Origin of the sequence: Roseateles oligotrophus (genome assembly GCF_025717515.1) — a bacterium.
Classification (GTDB): domain Bacteria; phylum Pseudomonadota; class Gammaproteobacteria; order Burkholderiales; family Burkholderiaceae_C; genus Paucibacter_A; species Paucibacter_A oligotrophus.
Genome location: NZ_JAJIRN010000009.1, coordinates 357,290 through 371,368, shown reverse-complemented (window position 1 = coordinate 371,368; position 14,079 = coordinate 357,290). Strand labels below are relative to the sequence as shown.

At 62.5% G+C, this 14,079-nt stretch carries 12 protein-coding genes; 3 read left to right on the top strand and 9 right to left on the bottom strand.

The annotated features are described in order from the left end of the window. Window positions 1-13 precede the first annotated feature (13 nt). Genes LNV07_RS20765 through LNV07_RS20750 form a run of 4 tightly spaced genes read right to left on the bottom strand, consistent with a single transcriptional unit; the run spans window position 14 to window position 4,054 of the window. The gene (locus LNV07_RS20765; protein ID WP_263573092.1) at window positions 14-652 is read right to left on the bottom strand and encodes a general secretion pathway protein GspB; all 639 of its coding nucleotides are present in this window, start codon (window positions 650-652) and stop codon (window positions 14-16) included. A gap of 12 nt (window positions 653-664) precedes the next feature. Next, the gene (locus LNV07_RS20760) at window positions 665-2,416 is read right to left on the bottom strand and encodes an ExeA family protein (RefSeq protein WP_263573091.1); all 1,752 of its coding nucleotides are present in this window, start codon (window positions 2,414-2,416) and stop codon (window positions 665-667) included. A 57-nt stretch (window positions 2,417-2,473) separates the two neighbouring features. Beyond that, complete coding sequence (locus tag LNV07_RS20755; RefSeq protein WP_263573090.1) at window positions 2,474-3,415, bottom strand: DMT family transporter; 942 nt, start codon at window positions 3,413-3,415, stop codon at window positions 2,474-2,476. A 12-nt stretch (window positions 3,416-3,427) separates the two neighbouring features. Next, window positions 3,428-4,054 carry a LysE/ArgO family amino acid transporter gene (locus tag LNV07_RS20750; RefSeq protein ID WP_263573089.1) on the bottom strand — a complete coding sequence of 209 codons (627 nt, stop codon included), beginning with the start codon at window positions 4,052-4,054 and terminating at the stop codon, window positions 3,428-3,430. A gap of 99 nt (window positions 4,055-4,153) precedes the next feature. Here LNV07_RS20750 and LNV07_RS20745 point away from each other — a divergent pair, with 99 nt between their 5' ends. After that, window positions 4,154-5,053, top strand: coding sequence for a LysR family transcriptional regulator ArgP (locus tag LNV07_RS20745; RefSeq protein ID WP_263573088.1), 900 nt, complete (start codon window positions 4,154-4,156; stop codon window positions 5,051-5,053). Here LNV07_RS20745 and LNV07_RS20740 read toward each other — a convergent pair whose 3' ends face one another. Both LNV07_RS20740 and LNV07_RS20735 read right to left on the bottom strand, forming a co-directional pair. Further along, entirely contained in the window at window positions 5,054-6,103 is a 1,050-nt protein-coding gene (locus LNV07_RS20740; RefSeq protein ID WP_263573127.1) for a porin, read from the bottom strand. Window positions 6,104-6,213: 110 nt separating this feature from the next. Further along, window positions 6,214-6,987, bottom strand: coding sequence for a hypothetical protein (locus LNV07_RS20735; RefSeq protein ID WP_263573087.1), 774 nt, complete (start codon window positions 6,985-6,987; stop codon window positions 6,214-6,216). Between the two features lie 705 nt (window positions 6,988-7,692). Here LNV07_RS20735 and LNV07_RS20730 point away from each other — a divergent pair. After that, window positions 7,693-11,031 carry an ATP-binding protein gene (locus LNV07_RS20730; RefSeq protein ID WP_263573086.1) on the top strand — a complete coding sequence of 1,113 codons (3,339 nt, stop codon included), beginning with the start codon at window positions 7,693-7,695 and terminating at the stop codon, window positions 11,029-11,031. A 13-nt stretch (window positions 11,032-11,044) separates the two neighbouring features. On the opposite strand, the gene LNV07_RS20725 is transcribed toward LNV07_RS20730, so the two are convergent. Together LNV07_RS20725 and LNV07_RS20720 are read right to left on the bottom strand one after the other, a co-directional pair. After that, window positions 11,045-11,527 (bottom strand): hypothetical protein, encoded by a 483-nt coding sequence (locus LNV07_RS20725; RefSeq protein WP_263573085.1) that lies wholly within the window; start codon window positions 11,525-11,527, stop codon window positions 11,045-11,047. 88 nt (window positions 11,528-11,615) lie between these two features. Continuing rightward, window positions 11,616-12,362: a GntR family transcriptional regulator gene (locus LNV07_RS20720; protein ID WP_263573084.1), complete on the bottom strand. Its 747-nt coding sequence runs from the start codon at window positions 12,360-12,362 to the stop codon at window positions 11,616-11,618. Window positions 12,363-12,513: 151 nt separating this feature from the next. Here LNV07_RS20720 and LNV07_RS20715 point away from each other — a divergent pair, with 151 nt between their 5' ends. Beyond that, window positions 12,514-13,347: a hypothetical protein gene (locus LNV07_RS20715; RefSeq protein WP_263573083.1), complete on the top strand. Its 834-nt coding sequence runs from the start codon at window positions 12,514-12,516 to the stop codon at window positions 13,345-13,347. 25 nt (window positions 13,348-13,372) lie between these two features. On the opposite strand, the gene LNV07_RS20710 is transcribed toward LNV07_RS20715, so the two are convergent. Beyond that, window positions 13,373-13,867: a YfiR family protein gene (locus tag LNV07_RS20710; RefSeq protein ID WP_263573082.1), complete on the bottom strand. Its 495-nt coding sequence runs from the start codon at window positions 13,865-13,867 to the stop codon at window positions 13,373-13,375. Window positions 13,868-14,079: the final 212 nt, after the last annotated feature.

The window sequence follows — 14,079 nt, the reverse complement described above, 5'->3', positions numbered from 1 at the left end:
CCTTGTCCCCGGATCAATAGTTGATGCGAAAGCGCTGGCCTTTGAAGACCAGCACCGCGCTCTTCAACTCGATGCTCTGCAGTTGCAGCTCCGGGCCGATCTGATCGCCCTCGTGCAGCAACTGCCCGTTGACGATCAACATGCGGTTGGCGGGCGTATCGGAATACATCGCACCGCTGGTCGCGATCGTGGGCAAGGCCTTGCGGATCGAGTCTGGCAGTTCGGTGAACTTGAGTATCGGCAACTCGGCACCCTTTGCCACGGCTGGGGCAGCGAGAGGTTTGGCGACCGGCAAGGACTCAGGCGCCGCCGGTGGCGGAGCCAGCAAGGTTGGCGTTAGGGGCGGCGTGGTGGCAGTTGTCGCCAGCGCTACCGCTGCCGGTGCTGGCAGCGCTGGCGTTGGAACTTGAGTCGTTGCCGACTCGGGGGGCGGCTCGCCCTTCAACCACTGCGTGGCCAAGCCACCCAACAGCAGCAGCAAGATCACCAAGGCGGCGGCCAGCGCCATGCGGCCCCAGGCCGGCAGGCCTACCGCTTGGGCGCCGGCATTGCCGCCCTGCCGCCCTTGCTCCGGATGGCTGTGGAGGGTCGGCACGGCGCCGCGCTCGCGGTCGGAATCTGCTTTGCGCAAAGCGTCAAGAATATAGGACATAGCGTTTTCTTGTTACGGTGCCGCAGCAGCGGTTTGCAATGCCTTACCGGCTTGCAGGCGGGGCTCGGCCGATCCGGCCGGCTCATTTGCGCCGGCCACCCGGCTCAGCAGCATCAAGGTGATGGGGCCGAGTTGGCCATCACTGCGCAGCCCTTGCGAGCGTTGAAAAGCAGCCAGCTTGGCGCGCATCGCCGCGTCCAGGCGGAACGGCCCGGCGCCCGGCGCTGCGCCAAATGCCTTGGCCAAATTGGCATCGACCCAAGCCAGCAAGGGCCCGCCACTGGCCTTGGCCGGATAGCCGGGCGGCGCGCGCCAAAGCATGGCGAACTCGCCACGCCATTGCGTGCTCAAGCCCAGCAGGCTGATGCGCTGGGTTTGCTCACCCAGACGCACGGTGGCGTATTGCTCATCAAGCTTGACCAGGGTGACGTAGAAGAGCTTGCCTGCGTCATCGCGCAGACTCAGGATGCTGGGTCGGTCGAGCAGGCGCAGCAGACTCAGGCCACCATCGCCGGCGCCACCGGCATTGCTGCGAAAGCATTGCATCTGCTGCAGCGCCAAGGCCTGGCAGGGCTCGCTCTCTGTCACCTCTAGCTGCCAGCTGCGTGCCAACTCTTGCCAGGCCTGCGCCTCGCTGCGCAAACCCAGGCTGGCCGGCAGGCTGTTTTGCAGGCTACTATTCACTTCGACCCTGCTGATCAGCTTGGCGCCTGAAGCGGCCGTAGCGGCGCTGGCGGGTATTGCCGGCATTGTCGGCTTGGCCGACAACAGCAACGGCGCGGCGACCTCGCTCCGCTTGGGCCTGGCGTTAGCCAACAAGAAATCCTTGCTCGTCCAAGCCAACAAGGCGGCGGCGGCCAGCACGCCGGCGCCGCCGAGCGCCCAACGCCGCCCGCTGCGCCAGGCGCTTGGCCAGGCCGAGCCCAGGTCTTTTTGATCGAACACTTCGGCCGCAGCACGCTCAACCGTCGCGCGGTCAACGCTGCGGCTGTCCTGCGCGTAAGCCCCCAGCAAGGCGCGGTCACACAGCAGGTTGATGCGCCGGGGCACTCCGCGTGAGAGTTGATAGATGCGCCGCAGCGCCTTGGGTTCAAAGGGCAAGGCGGCGCTGAAGCCGGCCACCGAGAGGCGATGGCGCACATACTGATCGGTCTCGGCCTCCGACAGCGCCGGCAGATGAAAGCGCGCAATCACACGCTGCGACAACTGCTCAAGATCGGGCCGGGCCAGCATCTCGCGCAGCTCCGGCTGGCCGATCAAGATGATCTGCAAGAGCTTGCGCTCATTGGTCTCCAGATTGGTCAGCAGGCGCAATTGCTCCAGCACCTCGGCCGAGAGGTTTTGCGCCTCATCGATGATCAGCACATTGTTTTGGCCGACCGCATGGGTTCTGAGCAAAAACTCGTTGATGGCATCAACATAAGGCTTGACCGAGACTTCTTGGCCCGTCTCATCCGTCAAGGCCGGCGCCAGCTGAATACCGTATTCCTCGCAAACCGTGCGCAGCAATTCGGCCACGCTGAGCTTGGGGTTGAAGATATAGGCCACATTGCAGCGCTTGGGGATCTGGCCGAGAAAGCAGCGGCAGACGGTGGTCTTGCCGGCGCCGATCTCGCCCGTCAGCAGCACAAACCCCCCCCCGCCGCGCAGACCGTACAGCAGGTGCGCCAAGGCTTCGCGGTGGCGCTCGCTCATATAGAGATAGCGCGGATCGGGAGCAATCGAGAAGGGCTCTTGCTTCAGGCCAAAAAAGTTCGCGTACATGGTGCGGGCATGCGGCCCTAGCTTCCTAGTTGGGGGGAGATGGTAACGGCTGCCCGGCTATTTCGCTTTGCGCAAGGCCCAGACCACCCCGGCCAGCAAGAAACCGATGCCCAGCAGCGTCAGGCCGGGCGGCATTTGGCCGCGCAAGATGAAGGCATAGGCGAGCGCGGCCAGTGACTCGAACACGATCAACTGCCCGACCAGCGAGGTCGGCAGGCGCTGGCTGGCCTCGTTCCAGCAGAGCGTGCCCAGCCAGGACGAAAACAGGCCCACCGCCAGCATCAAGGCAAAATAGTCGAGTGGTCGTGGCCCCAGCGGCAGCTCGAAACCGGCCGGCAGCCAGGGCAAATGCAAGGCCTGCGCGCCATAGAGCACGGCCACGCCGAGCAAGGCCACCGGCAGCGTCATCAAACCTTGGGCGGTGGCCCAGACACGCGGGCTGGCTTGTGGGTGGGCCAAAAGCCAATCGGCATTGCGAATCGGGTACCAGGTCCAGCAGGCCACGGCCGCCACCGCCAGCAGAGCACCAAGCATGTAACGGTGCAGGTCACCGTCTTGACTCTGTATCAATGCATCAAGCTCGGACTGATTGACGCAGGCAATGCCGGCCGCAATCAAGACCAGCGAGGGTGCCAGCTTGCGCCATGGAGTGGCTTGCTGGCTGCGCAGATTGGCGATGATGGCGATCACCACCGGCAAGGTGCCGATGATGACCGTGGGCAGAGGCCCGCCGGCCATTTGAATCGCGGCGGACAGGCAGAGGTAATAGACAAAGTTGCCGATCAGACTGAGCTTTAGCGCTTGCAGCCAATCAAGGCCGCGCAGTTCGGACAGACGGCTGCGATCCAGCAGACCCAGTGGCAGCGCGATCAGCCCAAAGGCCAGATAGCGACCCACGGTCAGCATCAAGGGCGGGTAGTCACCCAACATCAAAGGGGCCACAAAGACCAGCCCCCACATCAGGCCGGCCGCGAGCGCAAAAACAATTCCTGTCCACATGCGGACAGTGTCTCAGGTTTGAATTACAAGCATGGCGGCGAGCGCCAGCATGGTGATGCCGATCAGGGCGTCAAGCAACTGCCAAGCGCGCGGTCGGGCGAACCAGGGGGCCAACCAGCGCCCGCCGTAACCGAGCAGTGCAAACCACAGCATGCTGCCGCTGGCCGCGCCGGCCATGAACGCCAGGCGCAAGGCCGTCGGCTGCTGGGCGCCGACCGAGCCGACCAGCATCACCGTGTCCAGATAGACATGCGGATTGAGCAGCGTGAAGCCGGCCAACTGCAGCAAGGCCTGAGCAAGGCTCAGGCTCGGGCCCTGTGCGGCATGCAGGTCGGCCCCGGGCCGCCGCGCACGCCACAGCGCCCGCAGCCCATAAGCGGTCAAAAACAGGGCGCCGGCCCAACTGATCAAACTCGTCAGCAAAGGCTGAGCGTTGATCAAGGCCGCCAAACCGAAAACGCCGGCCGCCATCAACACAGCATCGGTCAGGCCGCAGGCCAGCACAATGACCGTGACATGCTCGCGCCGCAGCGCTTGGCGCAGCACAAAAGCGTTTTGCGCGCCAATGGCGACGATCAAGGAGGCGCCCAGCAGCAGGCCCTGGGTGTAGGTGCTTAAATGTGTAGCGTTGAAGTTCATGCCGCGCAGCATCGCTCAATTTGCCGCCAGACGCCCTTAGACTTGCTGATGCCGCATCAGCGCGGCTTCATTGAATGCGTCCCTCTCGGCGCAACCAGCATGCTTGACTACTCTTTATTGGCCGCCATCGCGGCGGTGGTGCGCGAAGGCAGTTTTGAGCGCGCGGCGCGCTCCTTGCACCTGTCGCCCTCGGCGGTGTCGCAGCGCGTCAAGCTGCTGGAAGACCGTCTGGGCCAAATCCTGGTCGTGCGCGGCAGCCCCTGTGTGGCGACCGAGGCGGGCCGACACTTGTGCCGGCATGTCGAGCAAGTCGGCATGCTGGAGCAGGATCTGCTCGGCGCGATGCCAGCGCTGGCGCCCGACGGCCTGGGCCGCATAACGCTGCGTCTCGCCGTCAATGCCGACAGCCTGGCGACTTGGTTCTTGCCGGCTGCGGCGGCCTTTGCCGAGGCCGAATCGGCGTTGCTGGATCTGCGTTTGGAGGATCAAGCCCACACCGCCGAGAGCTTGCGCAGCGGCGAGGTGCTGGCGGCGGTGACGGATCTGGCCGAGCCGGTGCAAGGCTGCCGCAGCCTGCCGCTGGGTGCCATGCGTTATCTGGCGACGGCCAGCCCCGCTTTTGTGGCACGTTACTTCCCTGCCGGGGTGACGGCCTCAGCGCTGTGCCAAGCCCCCTGCCTGCGCTTCAGTCAACAAGACCGCTTGCAGCTCGGCTGGGTCAAGCAACAGTTCGGGCAAGAACTGACCCTGCCGCCCCACGGCCTGCCGTCAGCACAAGCCTTTGTTGACGCCACGATTGCCGGCTTGGGCTGGGGCATGAACCCGGCCTCGGCGGTACAGCAGGCGCTGGCCGAGGGGCGCTTGCTGACCTTGTTGCCAGGGGCGCCCTTGATGTTGCCGCTGTATTGGCAATACACACGTCAGCCCCTGCCCATGCTGGAGCGACTGACGCAGGCGGTATTGGCGGCGGCGAGTGCCGGCTTGGAGCCGGCAGAGTGACTAGAAGCGATGGCGAAGGCCGAGCGTCGTGCCATAACGACGAGTTGCCGCGTTAGCGAAGCTGACCTTGCCGGAGAAGTCGGTGAAGTCAAATTCGGCATAGAGGTCGGTGCGCGGAGAAAACGCATAGTCCGCCACGGCGGCGAAGAAATCACCCTTGCTTGTTGTGGCTGTCAGCTGATGAGTTTGAGTGGAGCGCCAGTAATGGCCACCCAAATTGAATTGCGGGGTGAACTGGTAGGTCAAGCCGCCCGAAACCATTGACCGCAGCTTCACATCGTTGGCACTCGGCGCGAGCACGTTTGGGCCACTCAAACCCCGCGTGAAAAGCTCCCCCAGCAAGCTGCCTTGATCGAATTCATTGCGCGCCCAAGCGGCCACCACATAGAGCGGCCCGGCCGTCCAAGAGCCCCCCATGGTCAAACCCTTGACTCGCTTGCCCGCCGTGTCGAATACCTCCAGATAGGCGCCGGCAACGGCGAGTTCAGCGGCGGCGTAGCGCAGATGCCCGCCCCTCGACTTATTCGGAGCATTGCCTTCGCCAGCGCTGAGCTGAATACTGCCACGCAGGCCGCCCATATCGGCCGTGTACTTGAGCATATTGTCTTGGCGGGTGCCCATTGACAAACCAAACTCGGGCGAAAAGCCAATATAGGGCGAGTAATTGAAAGAGGCATAGCTTGAGGTGGCCGCATCGAACATCAGGTTGTACTGCCGGCCTATGGTCAGCCGCCCATATTGGTTCGACTGCAGGCCGACCCAAGATTGCCGCCAGAATTCAGCGGCCGACTGGGCCCCGGTATCCGAATTAAAGCGGTGCTCAAGGTTCGCAATCACCTTCAAACCAGCATTGACATCTTCGTTGACATTGACCCCTAAACGGCTATTGGCCATACCGCCTTGAGCCAACTGCCACAGCGAGGAGTCATTGCTCGGCATCGGCCCCGAGTAACTGGCATAGCGAACCCCAGCGTCAACAATACCGTAAAGTACTACGCTCGATTGAGCCCAAACTGCCGAGCTAGCTGTCGCTGCAAGACCGAAAATCATTGCCGACTTCTTCATGAATAGTCCTCAGATGAAATATCCACCCGCCAATCTGATTTATTTATTCTGCCTTTCAAATCAAAAGCAAGCGCAAAACAATTGAATATTCAGATTCAATCATTGCGCGGCGACAAACGCGCCATCGTTTCCAGCCGATACTTCTCAAACAGGCCTTCTTTCTCCATCTGCTTCAAGGTCACAGCCAAGGCCATACCGAAGACCGCATGCTTTGCATGCAGGTAGCCGCCATTTGAGACCGGTGCGCTGATGTCAAACAGCTTTTGCAGCTTCGGAACACTCCGCCCCGCCGCCGAGTACTCATGATTCAATATCCCCATATTCACATCGCAGAAAAAATCCGCATGACCGGCCTGCAGCATACCGATACCCTGCTTGACCGTCGTTACGGCATCCAAGCGGCGCGTCGGCATCAAGGGGCTCAATGCATTCTGACAATATATAACGCCACGTCGGTAGGCGCCACGAAAATTGGCCGAGCGCAAGTCCTCCACCCTGGCCAGTCCGGCAACCGGATTCAATGCATAGAACCCATAAAGCACCGGCATCAAAGGTAGATCCACCAAGATCAATTCAGGATGAAGCGCCCCGTAAGCCGGCCCGCGCATCGTTTCACCGTCAATTTCCCCGCGTTCAAGCATCATTTCTATGCGTTTGAGCGGTGCCACGACCATTTCCAGCTGCACCCCCATTCGCTTGAATGCTTCGGCATAAACAAGCCGCTCCCAAAGGCCAGTAAATACATCCGCCGCCGAATTTGTTCCCAGCACGAATTTATCGGGCCATGCGGGATTGAGCGCGTTGCAATGAGCCTGCGGAAAAATAGCGGCGCAAGCAAGCGCAAACGCTAATCGCAGGCCGGTAGACATCCGCCATTTATGTACGATATTGCCGGGTGAGCGGCAACTTAGATTTGGAAATTTTTGGAACACCATTAAATCATTCACAATAAATATTGACGGCGTTTTGCTGAAAGCGATTCAGGGCCGAATGGAATGAAGTGGAAATTTGGTCAAATATATTTCATCCAGACACCCGTTGATTCGCACGCAATTCACTGCGCTTCCCATATCTTCCTTGCATCCATCCAAGCGGCCAGTTGCCATGATCCAGATTTTGATGATTGACAACAAGCAGGATAGCAATTTCGGGATGATATGGGGATTTTTGGCATACATCGCCCGCGCCGACAACTTTCGCAGCGCGCCGCTTGGGGCGTGGCCTCATACCGGCCTCTAGCCGGCAGCTAACCGGCGGTGCCGGTATCCAGAAGCGCCGGGCGGGCTTATGGCAGGGTGATAATTGACTCGCAAGGTCGATCCTCCATATACACAAAGGGTAGAGTGCGTGCACATAGTCAGAATTCACGTGATGGCGTCGCCACACGCGCGACTGCGCTGGGTGCTTGCTGGACGTTTGAGCCAAAGCCCGCGCGCCGACGACGGCCAATATAGTTCCGAGCACCCCCAGGCCGACGCCCTGCGCCGTCCGCCCCCGGGGGGGGCGAAGAACCAACTTGGGGCGGCCCGGCCTTTTGTTTTTTCGGAAAAATCACGATTCCCCCGAGGCCCTAGATGCAGTCCGATGCAGCCACGCTAGAAACCGCCATCGCGGCGCTGATGGCGCAACGCACAACACTCGACGAAGCCCTGGTCGATGCGGCGCTTGCCAAGTTGCGCGAACAACTCGCCAGTTGCTCGCTCGAAGCCAAGGAACAGCAACTCAGGCAGGTCACCGTGCTGTTCACCGATGTGGTCGGATCGACCGCGTTGAGCCAACAACTTGACCCCGAGGAGATCAATACCGTTCTGGACGGTGCGCTGGCCAGCTTCACCGCCGTCGTGCAGCGCCACCAGGGCCGGGTTTTGCAGTATGCGGGCGACAGCCTGCTGGCGGTATTCGGCACGCCGGTTGCCCACGAGGATGATGCCGTGTGGGCCGTGCGCGCGGGATTGGCCATCATCGAGGAGAGCCGCGCTCGTTCGGCCATGATCGAGCAGCGCTACGGCCACGCCGGCTTCGACGTTAGGGTAGGCATCAACACCGGTGCGGTGCTGCTCGGTGGTGGCGTAGACAGCGAGCACAGCATCCGCGGCATAACCGTCAACATCGCCGCACATATGGAGCAGAGCGCGCCGGCTGGCGCGCTGCGCATCAGCCAGGACACTTACCGCCAAGTGCGCGGGCGCTTCGAGTTGCTGGAACAAGCGCCACTTCTGGTCAAGGGCCTGGACGAGCCGCTTGTGACCTATCTGGTGCAGAGCGCCCTGCCCACAGCACAGCGCTTACTAACGCGAGGCGTTGACGGCATCAACACGCGAATGGTTGGGCGTCTGGATGAGCTCGCACTGTTGCAGCAGGCTTATACCGAGCTTTGCAGCGCATCGCCCGCGGGTTTGCGGCTCTGGACCGTGGTCGGCGAGGCGGGGCTGGGCAAGTCAAGGCTGCTCGGCGAATTCGAGCGCTGGGTTGAGCAGCACGCAGGGCAAGACCCGCGAAACCAGCCAAACGGGGCGCTTTGGTTGCGGGCCTTCGCTGGTGAGGCACTGATCAACCGGCCCTATTGGATGCTGCGCAGATTACTGACGAATCAGATCGACTTGCTTGACAGCGAAGACGCCACGCTGGCCCGAGAGAAGTGGCTTAGCGCGGTGTCACCGCTGCTGGCCGGGCGCAGTGACGCCGCTGTACTTGGCCATTTGCTGGGTTTCGATTTCTCGGCCGACTCGGAGGTGCGCGCCCTGCTGGGTGAGGCAAGGCAAATGCGCGATCGCGGCTTCTTCCACGCCGCCCAGCTACTGTGCGCGCTGGCGGAGCGCGACCGACCGCTGATCGTCGCACTCGACGATTTGCACTGGGTCGACGACGGCACTCTCGATTTCATTGACTACCTCAAGGCCACGCAGCCCGGCCTGCCCTTGTTACTGCTCGGGCTGACGCGGCCCGAGCTATTCGAGCGCCGGCCCAGTTGGCGCACGCCGTTGGCCGAGACCACGGCTCAAAGCATCAACTTGTCGGCCTTGAGTCGAGCCCAAGCCGACGAGTTGGTGGCCGAATTGCTCAAGCGGCTGAAGCCCTTGCCGGTCGGCTTGTGCGAACTGGTCACCACCCGCGCGGACGGCAACCCCTTCTATATGGAGGAGCTGGTCAATATGCTGATTGACCAGAAGGTGATCATCCCCGATGCCGAAGGGTGGCGCTATCAGGCCGAGCGCATGCACGCCCTGACCGTGCCCGGCAGCTTGGTCGGCGTGCTGCAGGCGCGCCTGGACGCGCTCCCCGCTGCCGAGCGTCACACCTCGCAACTGGCCGCCGTGGTGGGCTATCAATTCTGGGACGAATGCTTGCGCAAGCTGGGCGCGCTGCTGCCCGCCTCGCTGCAAGGTTTGCTTGAACGGGAACTGGTGCTCACCCAGCCCGACAGCAGCTTGGGCGGCATGCATGAGTACGCCTTCAAGCACCACACGCTCCAGCAAGTTGCCTACGCCGGCGTGCTCAAACGCACCCGGCGCGAAATCCATGCGCGGGTGGCCGACTGGCTGCTGTCTTTGCCGGGCGAGCCGCCGCTTGACTTGGTCGCCGAACACTATGAACGTGGCGGCGCTGCCGAACTGGCGCTCGACTATTGGCAGCATGCGGCCGAAGCCGCGGCAAGCCGCTACGCCAATCAACAGGCGCTGATGCATACCGATCGAGCATTAGCATTGGCGGACTTGGGCGACCTCCCGCGTCGCTATGCGCTGACGCTGTTGCGCTGTCGGGTGATGCAGTTGCAGAGCGACCGGGACCGACTCGCACTGGAACTCGACAGCCTGCAGCGTTTGGCCGAAGGGCTGGCCCACGCGGCCAAGCTGTCCGAGGCCTTGGTGCGCAGGGCACGTTATTGCTTTGACGGTGGGGATATCGAGTTGGCGCTCGCTTACGCACGGCAAGGCGTCGCGCAAGCGCCGCCAAGCGACCCGGCCTGCGAGGCGCCCGCGCGAGCACTTGTCGCTCAATGCCTGCTGCGGATAGGAGATCTCGCGCAGGCCAATCGCGAGTCAGCCGAGGCGCTGCGTTTGGCTCAACGCGCCGGAGACCACGCCACCGAGGGCATGATCCTCAATGACATGGGCATGCGAGCCGATATCGACGGCGACCCTGGTGCGGCCATCGACTGCTACGAACGCGCATTAGCCTGCCATCGCAAGGTTGGAAATCGCAACAACGAAGGCGGCACCTTGAGCAACTTGGCTTACGCCGCCTTGGTGCTGGGTGACTACGCCGCAGCCGTCAGCCAATTTGCCGAAGCGCGCGATCTATTCGCAAAAATCGGCAGCTCACAAAATGAGGGCATCACGCTGATCAATATGGGCATCGCGCGACTCAACCAAGGCCAGGCCGCCGAAGCCTTTAGTTATGCGAAGCAAGCTTTGCAGATGCTGCAAGCAACCGGTTTCCGCTGGGCCGCCGGCGCCGCGCTTCGGCTCAGTGGGCAAGCGGCGCTGGCAATGCAGGACGCCGAAACTGCCGCCACCAAGCTGCAAGCCTCGCTCGACCTATTCGAGGCCATCGGCATGCCCCACCTGGCGCTCGAAGCGACGGCCGGCCTCGCCGATGTGGCGCTGGCCCGCGGCGATATCCCCGCAGCGCTGACCTTGGCACAGGGAATTTTGTCCCAACAGGACTCGGGCCTCAGCCTGGATGGCAGCGAAGAGCCGATGCGTGTGCAGCTGATTTGCTACAACTGCCTGAGCGCAGCAGGGCACCCACGCGCGCAACAGCTGCTGGATGCGGCCTTCGGCTCCTTGATGGAGCGCGCCGAACGGATCAGCGACCCGCTGCGGCGCCAAAGCTATTTGCACGAAGTGCCCTACCACCGAGGCATCGCTGCGGCCTGGCAAGCCAGTCAACCATCGACTGGCGCCGACTGACACCGGAACCGCGTCAGAGGTTGGTGATGCGCGGATCTATCAGCCCGTAATCGCCAATGCTGCCGGCTGCGGTCGGCGTCTGAATCAACACAAAGAACTCGTAACTGACCGAGCCGGCACCTACCGGCACCGTGTCTTTGTCAAGCACTTGCAGGGTGTTGAAGGCAGCGCCCGTGCCCACCGTGTACGAACCCCAGGCATTGGAGACTTCCGCGCCAACGGTTGTTTGTTTGACGATCAAGCCGACGACGGGATAGTAGGCCGACGCAGGATCGGTGTTGGCGCTGAGCACGGTGACATTTAGCGTCAGGGTTTTGGAGCCCGTCGGGTCACCCCCTGTGACGCGCAGGCTGCCGTCGTTGTTCAGCGTGACCCGTGAGCTGCTGCCGGCATCCACCTGGACGCCGACATTGGGGTTCGTTCCACCGGTCTGCATCGCCCCCTCGGTGACGCTGATGAAGGTGTTGACAGTCAACGTTATGCCTGCGTAATCCATGAATGACTCCTGCTGTTTTTAAAATTAATTCCATTACTTTGCTGCTGGCGCGAATGCTAGCGCCGCGAGAGCCTCTTGGCTAGGGGGGTCACCTGAATACAGGGTTAGCTGCAGCCACCCGCAGCTCCACGCAAAAGCCGGCCTCGACCCCCAGCCGGTAGCCATGCTCAATCTCCAGCGCCTGGCCCAAGGGTGCACAACGCAAACGCTGCACGTGCAACAGGGCGGTGCCCGGCGCTATGCCCATTTGCACCGCGTGCGGGAGCGTGGCGGCGACGGCCTCGATGCGCTGCAGCAAATAGGTTCCACCCAAGCCCTGCAGCTGGAAATGCAGTTCAAGTTCGGCCAGCCCCAGCTTGGCGGGCTCGATATGCCGCGGCAAAAAATGCTGTGGAATGCAGCGAAATTTCAGCTGGTGCGCCCGGCCGCCCGCCTCCTCTCCGGGGCTGAGCGTGACGGCTCGCCACACCGATTGACCGGGCGCCAAGTCCAGAGTCCGCTGCTCTTCCAAGTTAGCTGTCTGCAACTCACTGGCCACCAAGCGCTCCCCTTGCTGCCCTGCTGCGGCGCTCATGGGGCCGGCCGGCATGGCGCGCAAGTAGGTACCCGAACCCCGCACCCGCACCAACATACCGCGCTTGCACAACAAGCCCAAGGCCTTGCGGGCGGTGTCGCGCGAAACGGCCAGCACCTCGGCCAAGACCCGCTCGGACGGCAACGCACCCTCGACCTGCCATTGGCCGCGCTGCAGGCCCTCGTTCAGGCGGCGCGCCAGGCCCATATAGAGCGGCATGCGCGCGACCTGCACCGGGTTGAGCGCGCCTTTTTGAAGCATGGCAGAGCGATTCATCATGATGCGGCCAACTATCGCAAACCCTGCATCAACAAGCACACAAGATTGGCTTAAGGCCGCCTCAATGTTTTTGCCACGCTTTTTGCGAAGCGAGGCACTTGGCGAACGGCGCCTAGCCTGTCAACATGACGGCATGATGACGCTTGATGTTTCAACATGGTGGTCGCTGCTGTGCGCGGTGGCCTTGTTCAATATCGCAGCTTGGCTGATGTCATCGGTGGCGCTATATCGACGCCAAGCCTTGCTGCCACCCAGGGCCTACTCAATGCGGCGCCTGCAACTTGTGCTTTCGGCCGCGTATGTGTTGGGCTGCGCGTTTCGCTCGGCCTTGCCGGTGTTTGATGTGCCGCGGCTATGCCTGATCGACAGCTGGCTGTCGAGCGTGGTGGTGGGGCGGTCGGTCGCCACCATCGCCGAGCTTTGCTTCGTCGCGCAATGGGCCTTGATGTTGCACGAGGTATCCGGCAGTACCGGCAGTCGGGTCGGCGGTTTCGCGGCACTGTTGATCGTGCCCCTGATCGCAGTGGCCGAGACCTTCTCCTGGTACTCGGTGCTGACCACCTCGAATATCGGCCATGTGGTGGAAGAGTCGCTCTGGGGTTTGAGCGCCGCGCTGCTGGCGGTCAGCCTGATGCTGATCTGGCCTCGCCTGAGCGCCAAGCAGCGCCCGCTGCTGAGCGCGTGGTGTCTGATTGGCCTGGCCTATGTCGCCTTCATGTTCATGGTCGATGTGCCGATGTACTGGTCGCGCTGGCTGGCCGACGAAGCCAGTGGCCGCAACTATCTGAGCGTCTACCAGGGCTTCGCCGATGTGTCGGGCCGCTGGACGGTCTCACACCGGCTGCAAGATTGGCAGAGCGAGATGGTCTGGATGACGGCCTACTTCAGCGTGGCCGTCTGGCTCAGCATTGCCCTCGTCCATGCGCCGGTGGCACAAGCCCGGCTCGAAACGAGCAGTGGTGTCTAGTCGGACCGGGGCCCGAAGGCCCACCTCAGGTCGGCCTTTGCACCAACCGCGCCAGTTGCAACATCCGCGCCGACAAACGCAAGCCGGCCAGATCCACATTCTGCAGATTGACGTCGAACCGCAGTCGGGCGTCGACCACGACCAGACGAATCGCACCGCCTGCTTGCAAAAACGATTCCGACTCGCCCACCACCAGCACCGCAGCGGCCCGCAAGAGGCGCATCACCTCGGCGTCAATCACGATGCCGGCCGGCACATACAGCAGATGGGCCGAGAGCGCGTCTGCGGCGCGTCCAAGCAGCCGCACATCAACCGCCCGCCCCTGAACGGTTCGGCCCCGCGCACCTTCTTGCAAGCTTTGCAAGACCCCGTCCTGCGCCAGAGTCGCCAGCACGATGGGCGCCCCCTCGGCCGGAAATCTGCCCTGCGGCCACTCCACATAGGCCAAGAAACTGAGCAAGTAGGCCGCCTTCAGCTGGTCTTCACCGATACCTGCCGAGAGCCTGGCGGAGGCCAGCATTGCTAGCGCTGCGCCTGCCATGCTCTGCAAACACCGTCGTCGCCGCTGCAATTGAATCACCGCCATCCTTGCCATCCTAGCCATGCTGGACTATGCACGAGGGCAATCGTATTGATCAAGTGTCGTGCCCGGCGTAGCATCGCCACGCAACACCTGTCCCTTCGTAAATGGGGGGCGAACTACCGAGGATGCGCAAATGAGCCAGCTCAACC